The sequence below is a fragment of the Halorubrum californiense DSM 19288 genome, assembly GCF_000336875.1.
Classification (GTDB): domain Archaea; phylum Halobacteriota; class Halobacteria; order Halobacteriales; family Haloferacaceae; genus Halorubrum; species Halorubrum californiense.
Map to the genome: position 1 here is coordinate 1 of NZ_AOJK01000030.1, position 13,233 is coordinate 13,233.

Annotated in this window: 16 protein-coding genes and 3 pseudogenes; 11 read left to right on the forward strand and 8 right to left on the reverse strand. The window is 54.8% G+C overall.

Annotated elements, in window-relative coordinates; all coding sequences use genetic code 11:
• Positions 1-230 precede the first annotated feature (230 nt).
• Both C463_RS19375 and C463_RS19445 read right to left on the reverse strand, forming a co-directional pair.
• The gene (locus C463_RS19375) at positions 231-1,433 is read right to left on the reverse strand and encodes a DsbA family protein (RefSeq protein ID WP_199239116.1); all 1,203 of its coding nucleotides are present in this window, start codon (positions 1,431-1,433) and stop codon (positions 231-233) included.
• 1 nt (position 1,434) lies between these two features.
• Positions 1,435-2,319, reverse strand: a complete 885-nt coding sequence (locus C463_RS19445; RefSeq protein ID WP_008442061.1) for a hypothetical protein — start codon at positions 2,317-2,319, stop codon at positions 1,435-1,437.
• A gap of 379 nt (positions 2,320-2,698) precedes the next feature.
• On the opposite strand from C463_RS19445, the gene C463_RS17525 reads away from it, so the two are divergent.
• The 7 genes and pseudogenes from C463_RS17525 to C463_RS17540 all read left to right on the forward strand — a co-directional run.
• Entirely contained in the window at positions 2,699-3,343 is a 645-nt protein-coding gene (locus C463_RS17525) for an ArsR/SmtB family transcription factor (protein ID WP_008442062.1), read from the forward strand.
• Positions 3,344-3,414: 71 nt separating this feature from the next.
• Positions 3,415-4,380, forward strand: a complete 966-nt coding sequence (locus tag C463_RS06160) for a hypothetical protein (protein ID WP_049905624.1) — start codon at positions 3,415-3,417, stop codon at positions 4,378-4,380.
• Positions 4,381-4,573: 193 nt separating this feature from the next.
• Positions 4,574-5,587, forward strand: coding sequence for a HEAT repeat domain-containing protein (locus C463_RS06165; RefSeq protein ID WP_008442064.1), 1,014 nt, complete (start codon positions 4,574-4,576; stop codon positions 5,585-5,587).
• A 109-nt stretch (positions 5,588-5,696) separates the two neighbouring features.
• Positions 5,697-5,969, forward strand: a pseudogene (locus C463_RS17530) (7-cyano-7-deazaguanine synthase); the annotation flags it as partial.
• A gap of 97 nt (positions 5,970-6,066) precedes the next feature.
• Positions 6,067-6,696 (forward strand): DUF7342 family protein, encoded by a 630-nt coding sequence (locus C463_RS06170; RefSeq protein ID WP_008442069.1) that lies wholly within the window; start codon positions 6,067-6,069, stop codon positions 6,694-6,696.
• A gap of 3 nt (positions 6,697-6,699) precedes the next feature.
• The gene (locus C463_RS17535) at positions 6,700-7,140 is read left to right on the forward strand and encodes a hypothetical protein (RefSeq protein WP_080510778.1); all 441 of its coding nucleotides are present in this window, start codon (positions 6,700-6,702) and stop codon (positions 7,138-7,140) included.
• 11 nt (positions 7,141-7,151) lie between these two features.
• Positions 7,152-7,361 (forward strand): annotated as a pseudogene (locus C463_RS17540) (7-cyano-7-deazaguanine synthase); the annotation flags it as partial.
• A gap of 44 nt (positions 7,362-7,405) precedes the next feature.
• Here C463_RS17540 and C463_RS17545 read toward each other — a convergent pair.
• The 4 genes from C463_RS17545 to C463_RS06190 form a co-directional block, all read right to left on the reverse strand.
• The gene (locus tag C463_RS17545; protein WP_080510779.1) at positions 7,406-7,846 is read right to left on the reverse strand and encodes a hypothetical protein; all 441 of its coding nucleotides are present in this window, start codon (positions 7,844-7,846) and stop codon (positions 7,406-7,408) included.
• A 1-nt stretch (position 7,847) separates the two neighbouring features.
• The gene (locus C463_RS06180; RefSeq protein ID WP_008442078.1) at positions 7,848-8,375 is read right to left on the reverse strand and encodes a DUF7342 family protein; all 528 of its coding nucleotides are present in this window, start codon (positions 8,373-8,375) and stop codon (positions 7,848-7,850) included.
• A 233-nt stretch (positions 8,376-8,608) separates the two neighbouring features.
• Positions 8,609-9,010, reverse strand: a complete 402-nt coding sequence (locus tag C463_RS06185) for a PIN domain-containing protein (RefSeq protein ID WP_008442080.1) — start codon at positions 9,008-9,010, stop codon at positions 8,609-8,611.
• A 3-nt stretch (positions 9,011-9,013) separates the two neighbouring features.
• Positions 9,014-9,280, reverse strand: coding sequence for a hypothetical protein (locus C463_RS06190; RefSeq protein ID WP_049905629.1), 267 nt, complete (start codon positions 9,278-9,280; stop codon positions 9,014-9,016).
• A 284-nt stretch (positions 9,281-9,564) separates the two neighbouring features.
• Here C463_RS06190 and C463_RS17550 point away from each other — a divergent pair, with 284 nt between their 5' ends.
• From C463_RS17550 to C463_RS06195, 3 genes are all read left to right on the forward strand, one after another.
• Entirely contained in the window at positions 9,565-9,897 is a 333-nt protein-coding gene (locus C463_RS17550) for an adaptin domain-containing protein (protein ID WP_239638857.1), read from the forward strand.
• Entirely contained in the window at positions 9,876-9,983 is a 108-nt protein-coding gene (locus C463_RS19575) for a hypothetical protein (RefSeq protein ID WP_239638858.1), read from the forward strand. The genes C463_RS17550 and C463_RS19575 overlap by 22 nt, the downstream gene beginning before the upstream one ends.
• A gap of 211 nt (positions 9,984-10,194) precedes the next feature.
• Positions 10,195-11,514: a methyl-accepting chemotaxis protein gene (locus C463_RS06195; RefSeq protein WP_008442083.1), complete on the forward strand. Its 1,320-nt coding sequence runs from the start codon at positions 10,195-10,197 to the stop codon at positions 11,512-11,514.
• A 59-nt stretch (positions 11,515-11,573) separates the two neighbouring features.
• Here the strand turns inward: C463_RS06195 and C463_RS18530 are convergent, their stop codons facing one another.
• Entirely contained in the window at positions 11,574-11,849 is a 276-nt protein-coding gene (locus C463_RS18530; RefSeq protein WP_137695763.1) for a hypothetical protein, read from the reverse strand.
• A gap of 250 nt (positions 11,850-12,099) precedes the next feature.
• Between C463_RS18530 and C463_RS17555 the strand changes: the two genes are divergently transcribed.
• Positions 12,100-12,633: a protein-tyrosine phosphatase family protein gene (locus C463_RS17555; protein ID WP_137695764.1), complete on the forward strand. Its 534-nt coding sequence runs from the start codon at positions 12,100-12,102 to the stop codon at positions 12,631-12,633.
• Between the two features lie 282 nt (positions 12,634-12,915).
• Here C463_RS17555 and C463_RS06200 read toward each other — a convergent pair.
• Positions 12,916-13,233: pseudogene (locus C463_RS06200) on the reverse strand (hypothetical protein); the annotation flags it as partial.

A 13,233-nucleotide genomic window follows, 5' to 3' on the forward strand; every position in this document is an offset into this window, starting at 1 on the left:
GAAGAGTAGTTTGGACACATTCGGCTCTTCCGCTTCGCTTCCACCTTCAGAGCGACGCTATCCCGCTGCCTTCTGCGGATTCAACAGAGCAGTTATCACCGGAAACCTCTCCCTCAAGATAGCCGAAGACACGTTCCAGCAAATCTCTCAGCGAATAACAGAACTGCTCGAAAGTCATTCTCAAAATTCATCCTGTAACCCCCCTCCGCACAACCGCCGTGAGAAGGTGCTCAGGGCGTCCAGAACTGTTCGCCGCCGACCTCGAACGACGAACTACCCAGGTCCTGGAGACGCTGAATAGCCTCCTCACGCTGAATCCCATACACCTCCATCACTTCCGGAGTAGCCACGGGCCCGTACTCTTCGATGAATCCCTGTAGGTCCTGAGGCTCCTGTTCATCAATACCCTGGAACGTGAACTGGGTCTTGAAGTCCGAGTACCGGACACGGCCATTCTTCGGAGCGGGCTTCCCTTGAATCTCCATGAAGGTGAACGGAAGCTCTCCGCGCTGACCGGCCTCCACCTCTACCCTACCTAGATCTTCCTCGAACTGTTCCTGATCCAAGCCGATCTCTGAGGCCAACTCAATCAGGGCCTCTCGATCGTTGATATCACGGCCAGCTACAACACCACGCCGCCACAACGCTCTGATGTAATCTATCCCCTGGTACTGATTGATAGCTGCCTCAAAGGCCTTGTTGACCAGTTCCGTAGACTCCGGCGGATCATCATCCCAAAACGAGGGGTCAACCGGCATACTGAGCTGCTGTCCGGTGTCGATCCATTTCTGTTTCTCCTGCTCTGGGTCAACTTCACGGACGGGAGCTGGTTTGTAGAAGAGCTCGATCTCTTCACCGTAGCACTCTTCGACACGTTTCATCACCGGTTGGACGCCCCAAGACATCGCGCTCAACGCATCGACTTCTTGGACTACGACAACTGTCTCATCTTCTTCCTCGTCCTCGTCTTCATCTTCCTCCTCGTCGGTGTCCTCTTCTTTCGTGTCCTCCTCTGACTCGGGTTCGTCGACGTCGTCTTCCTGTTCTATATCCGGTTCCTCGATGTCTGAAGATTCGGACTGCTCTTCTTCTTCCCCCTCGCCCTCATCTTCCTCGGATTCACGGTCGTCGGATTCATCCGTGTCTCCGGAATCGCCGCCTTCTGCTGGCTCAGTTCCTGTACCAGCGCCAGCACCTGTACCCGCACCGGCTCCGGCACCACCACCAGCTGCGGCACCAGCAGCATCGGCAGCGCCCGTAGCAGCAGAACCTGCGCCGCTATCAGATTCCTGCTCAGAAGCATCATCTTCGTCGTCACCACTGAAATCATCTAAACCGGGCTGCGAGTGGTCTTCCGTCGATCCCTCATCCTGCGAATCGTCGTCATCCGATGAGTAGTCACCGCCGCTGTATGATCCCATGAAGATAACCATTTCAGTTGTCCTCCTTCCTATCGCCAAACTCGTTTATTGGCCTTTGCTCCTGCCCGTCGTTGACCGAAAGCTTGGCCTCCCGACCTTCCTGAAACTCTGGCCACAGACTTTGCGAAAGCCCGTCCTCAGTCGAGCAATCATCAGTCCACTGCCGAAGCCCGGTCGCTCCACAGACACGCGGAGCAAAATCCAGTAAATCGTCCTCTCCAAGCCGTCCAATCAGGAAAACATCCTCCATATCCAGAGCGGCTATCGAGTTCCTGACGTGGCTCCGCAGAACGTTGATCGCGTTCCCGGCATCTCCGCCAGTGTACTGTACGGCGTAGAACGCGAGCTCTTCGTAGTCGAACTCATCGAACAGTCCCTGGTACTCCGCGAAATGTTCGTACTTCCAGCCCTTGTTCGTCGGGATCAACCGGACATTGAATTCCTGCTCGATAATCCCCTTCTGAAGATCCCTGACGTGGCCGGTATACGCCTCAATAGCGTATTCCTGAATCTCCTCGTCCATCCAGTTGTAGCTGTAGACCACGTCCGGAACGTAGATCGCTGGCTGCGCCACATCCAGCAAATCCAGCACGTCCTGGAAAGTACGCCTGTTCACGTACTCATCGTGCTCCGTCCCTAGGATTACCGGGATATGCCAAGACTCCAAAACCTGGCTGAGATCGCCGTCCCGCTCGATGACCTCTTCAGCATCCGAGAAGTTGATTATCACGTACTCAACTTCCCGGTTGCCGTCAAGCCACTCCTCAAACTCCTCGTCAGGAAGCTCAACACGGGGATGAACCCCTCTAACCGGCTTGTATATCCGGTGAGACTTAACCGCCTCGTGTAGTGTTTGCTGCCCTCTGCTGAGTTCTGTTGTGTCTACCTGGGAACTCAAAGTGTGGTCTCCGTCTCCGTCTTGTTTTTCGTAGTGGGAGACATGTCAATATTCAGTTTCTACCCCTATATAAGTACCGCCCAGAACATGGTATAGGTCGGCCTAAAACCCCTGTTCCGGAGCATGAGACTGCTCCAAATAATTTCACAGTAATGATAGATAATCAAGAGTAATGAGCTGAGCATACAGAATATCGGCTCTGTTGAAATCCTCAGGAAGTGACACATTCTGACTGCCTGTAGTCAGTACAGGCGATACAAATACCACTGAATAGCTACTAACGAGACACTCAGTTGGTGGCTCCGTGTGCCTGAATCGGATTCAAACACCCCTTTGAGTCTTCCGTAGTCACATAATAACGCAAACAGACAACATAACTATGCCTTCACTATTACCGTTGAAACCAGCTCCCGACACAGTTTCCGACCGCGAATTAGAGCCGAGGCTCGTTGGATTCGAAGACGAATCTGCAGAACAGATTCTGTCAGCAGTCACCTCAACGACGGCACGCCGTATTCTCAATCAGCTATATCTAGAACCGACTACCGTGTCAGATATTGCTACTGAAATTGACTCTTCAGTACAGAACGTCAGTTATCATCTTAATCGGCTCCAAAACGCAGATCTCATAGAAGTCATCGAAACGTGGTATTCCGAGCAAGGGCGTGAAATGGATGTCTATGCTCCGACCAATAGTGCGCTCGTCCTCTTTGTGGGAGCGGAACGAACGACCCCGTCACTTACCACCGCGTTGCGTCGTGTCTTCGGCGCAGTAGGTATTGTCGGAGTTGTCAGTGTAATCGTCCATACGCGCTGGTCAGTGCTGACACCCTCACCGTCGCTTCGAGGTGCTGAACCGCCTGTACAGCAACCTGACCCAACCATGTGGGAGACCCTCGTTACGTTTGGAACTGGCCCCGGTGGGTTCGTTCTGGGGATCGGTATCTTCCTGATCCTGTCTCTCTTTGTGGCATGGTACTGGCAGAGGTATCGTCCGGCGCGGAGTCGCACCCAATCGCAGTGAGTGGTCTTCGGGACTCAAAGAGACATTTGAATCTGAGATAGGACAATACTTGACCCCTCTAATGATAGCATATGAAACGGCGAACGTTTCTGGCAAGTACCGGAATTGGTCTCGCAACCGCAGCAGCAGGCTGTACCTCTCAAGCAACTTCGAGTGGAGCACCTGAGACGGACGCAGAAACGACTACCACTTCTGAGGGTGAGCAGACTGAGACGACACAAACACCCGAGCAGACACTGGTTGAAGCTGGTGATGCCGCTGAGCGAACTATCGGGACAGGATCGCTTGAAGAGCGTGGCCTCAGAACTCCTCACCACGTCACGTTTGGGAACCCAACGGGGGAGCCACATCAAGGAACGATTACGGTTTCAAAGGCTGGCGAGACCGTGTTTGAGGAATCGGTGGAGCTCGAAGCGGACGCGAGCATCTTTGCGTCACTCACTGACCTCGACACGTATACCGCTCGTGTGGCAGTGCCAGAGTTGAACGCGACTGAAGAGGTGACGATAGATCTTAGCCAATTCTCTTGTAATGTGACTAGGACGACGGTTAGCATTCAGGACGACGGTACACTTGATTCGATGAGTATTTCGACGCGCATGGCCTGTCCCGGTGTTGTCACCGAAACCGCTCCCGCTGATGGGCTCGCGTCGCATACGGTTGGTGACAATCCCATCCCCGCGGATACGGGACAGTTTAGCCACTCGCTTAGACTTCGGAACCCGTCGGACAAGACGTGGACAACCCGAATTCTCGTAGAGAATGAATCGGCAGTACAGTTCGATGGGGTCTACACGGTCGAGCCTGAAGGAACAGTATCGATCATCCTCAGTGAAAGTGGAACATACTCCTTATCGATGAGTGTGCTCGAAACAGAGGCAATGGAAACCGTACAAATTACGCCCGAGAACTTCGATTGTACCGAATCCGCAACGCGAGCGGAGATTAACGCTGGGGGAGAACTCACCGCGAATATTGTTTCGACGCTCACGGCTTGTGACATCGAGACAAATTCGACGAACGAATCCTCTTCGTAGAGATCCGACCGTAATTGCTATTTTCCTAACAGAGAGCTGTATTCGCACTCTTCAGCGACCGGCTGTTTCAGACGATAATGTATCTGAAGAAGAGGATTTCAACAGAGCCGAACAACTGATTGGTGGTATGCTTAGTGAATCATGGGTGCGAACGGGACGGAGCCGAATGTGGGCGTGAAAGGAGGGTGAACTCATGAAGGATCCATTGGCGGATGCGACGCCGGAGGTGGGGTATCAAACAGTTGAGTGGGATATGCTGAAGCCACCGGACGAGCGGGTGATGCTCCTGACATATACGAACCGATTGAAGCTGTCTGAAATGTCGGTGTGGGAGGATGGGGATATGACTGAGTATAGTGTTGTTGACTCGGTTGGGAACACGTACACGGAGGTGGATTTCGACCGGGTCTCTGACACGCCTGATCCGGGACAGCTAGATGCGGTGTTGACCGATATCGAGTCAGAAACTGGGAAACCGCGTCGTGTTGCGCTTGCGCGGCTCGCTGAGATGGCAGCAGAAGCGCCTGAAGCGTGCGCTGATGCTGTTGAGCCGATGGTAAAGTTACTCAGTGACAGTCCACCGGCGGTACAGGGTGAGGCGCTCAACGTGCTCACGACGGTTGGTGAGTCAAAGCCAGAACTCACACGAGCAGGGGTTGACCTAACGGTGGCACTGCTTGAATCTGCTACACACCCGTTGCTACAAAACGAAGCAGTCCAGTTCCTCGATATGTTTGCCGCGCACGATCCGGGTGCCGTGACTGCTGCTGTACCTGGCCTTGCCGCGCTTCTCGGCGAAGTGGCCCCAACTGCTGGCGAGTTCCTGTCGGCTGAGGAGGTGCCGCTCCGCTCGAACGCAGCCGGGGTGCTTGCTGATATTGCCGGTGAATACCCAACGAAGGTGAAACCGTGGGTGCCAGACGCAATCGAATTGCTGGACGACCCAGATGAGCAAGTGCGGCACAACGCAACAGCGATTCTGGCCCGTGTCGCAGCGGAACATCCCGACGTAGTGCCCCCAGCCACGGAGGAACTCCTCGCTGTCCTCGATGATGACTTAGCGAATACGCGGTTCAACGCGTGCTGGGCGCTTAATTATGTTAACGCGACGAATACCGTAGACACGTTACGTGAAATCGCGGCAACCGACCCTGACACCGATGTCCGAGAAGTCGCGCAGTTAGTCGTTGATAATCTAGAAGAGTGAACTGCGATAGGCTGGCTACCCACGAATACAGTGAGGGATTTTCTTGGCATTCTGCGGTCACCCGGCGTTCTTCGGCCTATCTAGAACGGGGTCGAACATAAGAGAAACCAGAACAGAGATTGAGTTGAAAGTGCCGTTCGTCGAGTGGTCGAAAACGGAGATTGCGGAGCGGGGCTTGGAACTCGGTGTCCCGCACGATATGATGTGGTCCTGTTACCGTCATGAGGAGCCGGCGTGTGGGACGTGTGATGCGTGTGCGTTCCGGCTTGAGGCGTTCCGGAACGCCGGGTCACGCGATCCGATCGGGTATGCTGAGCGGCCATTGTCAAGCCGGTGCTTCTCTGGGCAGTCTCGTCAAGAACGAGATTCCAAGTTTCTCTGATCCTCCCCCGCTGAGGTCAGGATGGCGGCGAAGAGATCAATTCGATATAGAACGACCCGTCTCAACTTATATTAAGGTACAGTTCGAACGGTGGGGTATGACCGAGGACGAATCGAACCCTAAGGGCCTGATGGAACGCCAGACAACGGGTGAAGATCGTGTGCGGATGATCGCCAGGCAGCTGTCGGAGCCGCGGACGGCCAACTGGGTCGCTTCCGAAGCGGATTGGTCACACGAGCCGACCAAACGCGTCCTCGAACGCCTCGTCGACGATGGAGTCCTCCACCGTGACGAAAGCGGTACTCACACGACATACTATCCTGATTATCGCCGCCAAGCGATGCAGGAGGCGATGCGGCTTCGAGACAGCGGGCATACTGTCGAAGAACTCACGGACCGTCTCGCCGAGATGAAGACGCAGATCCGCGACTGGGAGGCCGAATTCGGCATTGAGTCACCGAACCAGCTTCGCGGAACGATCGCTGAAGAGTCCCTTGACGCTGACGAGGAAGGCCGTCGCCGCGAGATCGCCCGTGAGTGGGAGCAGCTTCAGCGGCGTATTCAGATCGTTGGCTTCGCCATCCGCGAATGGGACTTCCTCGCTCCGACGACAGAGCCTGCNCGTGAGTGGGAGCAGCTTCAGCGGCGTATTCAGATCGTTGGCTTCGCCATCCGCGAATGGGACTTCCTCGCTCCGACGACAGAGCCTGCCGAGGCCAACAGCTAACGGATGTCTGTCCCGCATCCCGGTGGTGATCCGAACGCGAACCTCTATGCGCAGCTAAAACGAGATGTCCTCGACCGTGTGCCACAGATTTCGACGGTTGAGTTCGTTCCGGATGATATCGAAGCCAAGCAGCTGCGAGCAGTTTTCGATCCGGCTCGTCTTGATCCCCCGACAGGCCCTGAGTCACCAGTACTGACTGTCAAGTGGTATCGACAGGACCCAGACGATTGGTTCCGTATCAACTACACTGACCCTAACACGGACTTTTACGCCGGCTGGCACCAAGATGAGGATCATTCCGACCTTGGACAGGCGCATTTTCAGTACGCAACTGACGATACGGAGGACCGCTGGGGGATTACATTCGAGTACGAAACTCCCTCTCTGATCCTCTGGGAAATCGTCGAAGAACTTCTTGAAGACATCCGTCCGACATATCAGTAGACGGTTGAATATTGAAACCGCCATTCGTTGAGTGGTCAAAAACGGAGATTGCGGAACGTGGCTTGGAGCTTGGCGTGCTGTACGACATGACGTGGTCGTGTTACCGCAATGAGGAGCCGGCGTGTGGGACGTGTGATGCCTGTGCGTTCCGGCTTGAGGCGTTCCGGAATGCTGGGTCACGCGATCCGATAGCGTACGCAGAGCGGCCGGAGTTTCCGTGACTTGATGCGGGTTAGCTGCGGGTCAGATCCGTCGGGAAGAGTACTCACCAGAGTGACTCGATGCGCTGTTCGATTGCTTTGAACACCGTTGAGTAGACGTCGAGTGGGTGGAGTGAAGCGAGGTCGAGATCTGAGACGTCAGTCCCGGTTGGTGGTTCGTGGAAATGGAGTCGGGTGTTGTGTGTGTTTGGGTGCCGGTCCCAGCGGCATTCCCAGTGGGTGTTGTCTCCCCGGGTCTCGACGTAGTGGATGGAAAAATCACCGGTTGTGAACCATCGGATGTCGATCCTCGCGTCGGTGACTGTGTCGGGGTACCGTTCAGTGTCGAGGGCCGCGGTGAGCAGTCGCGGTTCGTATGTATTTGGGTCGAACTGGGTGGTGGCGACGAGTGGGTCTGTCGTCAACTGTCGTTCAAGCAAGCGTAATGTTTGTCGATCGGGTGGACCCGTTGAGTCAGCGGCTGCGTCCTCTGGGGGCGGACTCATTTCAGGCGGGGATGAGGTGCCCGTCGTTCTGGGAGAGTTGGCGGGCGAGTTCGTATAAGCGAATGTCTCGAATGACGCCTTGCCAGTCGCTTACTGTAGTCATGCGGTCGTGGATCGTGTCGTGGTCTTCGGCGTCGAACACCGTGACGGTGGCTGGGTCGGTGGTGCCGAATTCGGCTTCGTACTCCGTCCGTCGCTGTTCGAGCGATTTGACGCGGTCGATGATCGCGTCGAGAGAGAGGTCCGCGGCGATCCGACTCGCTTCTTGCCATTCGAGGTACCCGTCGTTTCGCTCGTATGTGGCTGGGCGGTTGTCACGATCAGCGTGGGCAATCCCCATCTCCGCGAGGCGATTGAGGTGTTTTTTTGCGGCGTTCGGAGAACAGTCTGCGAGCTCTGCAATCCTCGTGTACGTCGTTGGTGACGTGAGACCGAGGACCACGTCGTAGACGCGGCCGAACGTATCGGTTCCGTCCTGCCACCGTGGCGTCTCTGTCGGTGAGTCAGGAGCCGGATCGAACTCGCTCATGGAAACGTCTACGGAACGAGCGTCAATATATCTTTGTACTACTCAAATATTTGTGAGTCTCGAATCGTTTCCCAACTCACATGGATATAATCGGAATTAGAGGTTTCAGTGCTTCTAACTACCCATTTTTCGGGATACGTTCGGTTACATCGTGTAGGTTCTGTTGAAATCCTATTCTTCAGATATATTCTCGTCTGAAATAGCCGGTCGATGGGAGCTGCGTATTGACAGAGTCACTCCGAAAATGCGGATTCCAAGGGTGTGCGGTCAAGGCCGACAGTGTCGTAGTCCTGCTCGGTCGAAAGAACGCGCTCCTCGCCGGTTGTGACGAGTCCGGCATGAAGTGCGTCGAATGGTGTGAGTTCGTACTCATCGAGGAACGCGGCGGCGGCCAGAACCGCGTCCTCGTGTTCTTTTGGTACGATCGGAACTAGTTCGAGCAGGTTAGTGATTGCCCGCGGCGCGTCGATCTCATACTCGGCAGTCTCACGGTCGTAGAACAATACCAGCACCTCAGCATATGCGAGTATCGATGTGTGGATGTCGTCGCGCTCGTCAAGGGCGCGGATTGCGGCCTCCTGGAGCCAGTCATCGTCCTTTAGCAACGCTGTGAGAAAGTCAGTTTCGACGTACACAGGTCACTCCTTACCGGCCTGTGACCGGGCTTCTGCTTCCTCTCGAACTTCTCGGGAGATCGCCTCACGTGCGTCTGCTTTCAGATCGGCGGCTTTCGTCTCTCTGAACGCATCGCCAACGGCAGCTCGGAGCCCCGCTATCGGGTCCTCGTCGACGGGGAAGAGGGCGACATGACTCGGGAGTTCGACGATGCGATACTGGTTACCGAACTTCTCTCGGACATCTTTTGGGAGGTAAATCCGCCCTCGTTCGTCTGTCGATTTTGACATGGTGTACTGGCTTATCATACGGGAAGATTGAAAAGTTTTCCCGTGATTTTAATAGATTTCACGTCTACTTCCCGCCTCTACCTATACCGACTTTTCATTCCGGCTGCTTGTCCCATACAGAACGATACGTGAGTCCCCTGTATTGACCACAACCGAGTCAGAATATATCACTTTCTGAGGATTTCAACAGAGCCACGTGTTCTTAGAAACCGAGCCCGGGCCTGCGCACAGCCGGATACTCACGGCGATCGGGGTGCTCAGCACTCAGCAAGGAGCATCCGGACATGACTATTGAGGTGGTGCCGACTGCTGGCGAGTTCCTGTCGGCTGACGAGTTGGCGCTCCGATCGAACGCGGCCGGATTGCTTGCTGATATCGCCGGTGAATATCCAACAAGGGTGAAACCATGGGTGACAGACGCGATCGAATTGCTGGACGACCCGGATGAGCAAGTGCGGCACAACGCAACAGCGATTCTGGCCCGTGTCGCAGCTGAACATCCCGATGCGGTGCGCCCAGCCGAAGAACAGCTTCTCGCTGTACTCAACGATGACACGACCAAACGCGGATCAACGCGTGCTGGGCGCTCAACTACATCAACGCGACACGTGCCGTAGACACGTTACGCGAAATCGCCGCAACTGACCCAGACGCTGACGTCCGAGCAGTCGCCAAGCTAGCCGTGGCTGCTCTAGAGAACTGATCGTGGCAGAGAAGACGCGATTGTCTTGCCAAGTGTTTCGGTTTCGTTGGTCTAGTGTTGCCGTTCCTTTGGTAACCGCTTGCTGAGCCGATTACCCTGCTTGCCGTTGTGAGGTGTTGTTTTCCCACGTACAGTTGATGTGTGGGCAGCGGTTTATCAGCCGTAATAATAGAGTCCTGTATCATATATATGCCACCAAGACGATGCCTGTATGGCCCAAGCTGCGCGTACTAACCGGCTTCAAGAGGAGACGGAAGATCCAACTGGTGAGTTTTGGCGGCACGCTTTTGAGGAGTTCATCGGTGATTTGCCCGAAGCAGCGTTCGTTGTTGACGACGCGGGTGATATTACGCAGTGGAACTCAACGACAGCGGATCTGATCGGGCTGCCGGCGAGCAAGGCTGTTGGGATGAATGCCTACGATGTATTTGGAACTGAAGATGAAGAGGAGACACTCGCCGAGGAAGTAGTGCGTACTGGAACTCCGATCCGTGAGGAGGAGTTCCGCTCGGCTGAGCGCCCGGACGGATCGAAGGCGCATGCCCGCGCGATTGCGACACCCATCCAAGCGCCTACCGGAGCAGTTGTCGGGGCAGTTGAGTTGCTCTTCGATGTCACGACCGTTGTCGAGCAGCGGAAGACGCTAACGGACCTCCAAGAGGAGCTGTCAGATAACGTGGAAGAATCGATGGAAGAGCTCGAAGAATCGACGAGCGAGGTCGCGGACCGGTCGAAAGAGATCACCCAGCTTGTTTCCGAGCAGGCAACGGAACTCGAAAGCACGCAAGGCGATGTCTCGGGGTTCAGCGCGACGGTAGAAGAGATCGCGTCTAGTGCCGAGGAGGTTAGTAACCAGAGCGCCGAGTCGCGGAAACTGGCGGAAGAATCCGTTGAAACTGCCGGCGAGGTCATCGACCAAGTTGAGGATACGGCTGATACGTCTGCGTCAGTGGCGGACGACGTCGCCGACTTGGAAGATGAGATTGAACAGGTTGGAGAGCTCGTTGGTGTGATTGAAGATATTGCAGAGCAGACGAATATGCTCGCGTTGAACGCTAACATCGAAGCGGCACGCAGTAACAACGATGGGTTCGCAGTTGTCGCAGATGAAGTGAAGGACTTAGCAAGCCGGTCTCAGGAGCAAGCTGATGAGATCGGTGAGATCGTCGCGGAAATCAAACAAAAGGCAAACCGGACGACTGCTGAAGTGGAAGCGGCTAACGAAGAGATCCAGTCTGCGAGAGACGACATCAACGCTGTTCTTGAGAATCAGCGACAGATTCTGGCGGCGATTGAGCAGACCGAAGGCGGAATTATCGAGATTGCAGATGCGACAGACGAGCAGGCGAGCGTTGCCGAGGAGATATCGAGTACGGTTGACGACGTCTCTGACCGCGCCCAGACCGTCAGTAAGGAAATATCGGAGATCGCGGACGAAAATGAAAGCCAGAGACAAATGGTTTCACGGTTGACGCAAGACGTCGAAGAGATTGACCAGCGGCTGTGTAAGGTAACAGATGAATCAGCCTGAACGGTCTACGGTCCGAGAAGAGTTGTTGTGAATACAGGGATTTGCTGAAATCCTTTCCTTCAGACTATTTTCTGTGTTCCCACTTCGTTGCCGTTCGCGTACGCCGTGAAGTCAAGCTCAGCGGTCCAATCTGCGGGGAGTGAACGTATCGGCGCACTGGATGTGAGTGTCATTTCTTCCCCGACTTCGATTTTAGATGGTGCCGTTGAATCGCCAATTTCTAAGTTAGAGGCATCTATTCCGCTTTGAGCTGCCACGGGGGCAGTCAACGTTAGTGATGCTATTAGCAGTATTACTATCGCCAGAGCTGTGGCGTTCTGTTCTAAGAACCGCATTGTCAGTCACACAATATTTCAATGATAAATACTCATTGTCAAGAGTATCAATACCGAGAGACTGAGTATCAACAGTCGCTGTGAAGCCCGAGTCAAGATACGCCAAACAAGCTGTGACGATCTTGTTGAAATCCTGTTCTTCAGACATATTCTCGCCGGAAACAGCCGGTTGATGAGAATTGTATATCCGTCACTCCACGAAGTGGGCTGATATTTATATCCGGTCCGGCAGGAAATTCAACTAAAATAGATGCCCGACATCACGGTTCGGCCCAAAGGGTACGTTGAAGACGACCCCGTCATTCGGCCGATTGGCGAGCGAAACCTGTACCTTGGGAACAAGCACGCAGCAGATCCCGATCAGCACGATCAGTCGTTCCGGTATGTAGTCTCACTCTCAACGGACGAGTACCCATTAACCACCCATCACCATCCGCTGGACGACGGGCCGGGCAACGACTGGACGACGTTTGAGCGGGCTGTCGACACAGCACGGACGCTGTATCAACGGGACGGATCAGTCATGATTCATTGTACAGCAGGCATCTCACGGAGCAGTACGATCATAGCGACGATGCTTGCCGCTGAGGAATCCCGGCAGCTCCACGATACACTCTCGATCATTCAACAAGTACGGCCAAGCGCAACACCCCATCCTGCCCTCCATGAGCAGTCGTGTATCTGGCAGCCCGACCGTGAGTCCCATCTGTTGACCAGATTCTCTGTACTGACCACAGTTGGTCAGAATGTATCACTCCCGAAGGATTTCAACAGAGCCGCTTGAGAGGAATCCAACTGAGTTGCCCGTGTCTGACTCGTCTTCCGTGCTGGCTGGCTGCCCGGGGTCTGTGCCGGTTCCGGCTACCCGGTTTAAAATTTCGGTGACGGAATATCCGATCTACTTGGCGAACTCCTCGGATGCGCCGATGGAGATGCTGGTGGGTGCGAGTGAATATTGCCGATGTACCTCGGTGTTACCCAACTTTTTACGATGAATTTTGTTGGAGGAACGGGGAGCAAGCATAGGACGGCCCGGTACTATACGAAACGGTCCACTAACCGAGTACTAGGGAACTTCTCCTATGATGTCGCGTAGATCACCCGAGTTGGACCAGGCGAAGCATCGATTGTGGAGCTCGAAGAGTCGGAATTCGTTGAGGTGTACCCAGCTGTATGTAACTGGGGCGTCCTCGGTGTCGTCTCGATCTTCTAGCTGCGCTATGATGTCTGCTGTCGCAAGATCAATCTCGTTCTTGTGTGCTGCTGTGACGAGCGAGTCCAGTTCTTCTTCGGTGACAGCTTCGTCGAGATCGTCGTTGAAGTAGATCGTCGCGGCAGCGGCGATGACATCTGCTTCTGTGTTGAGGTTCTGTGCGGTCAGCCA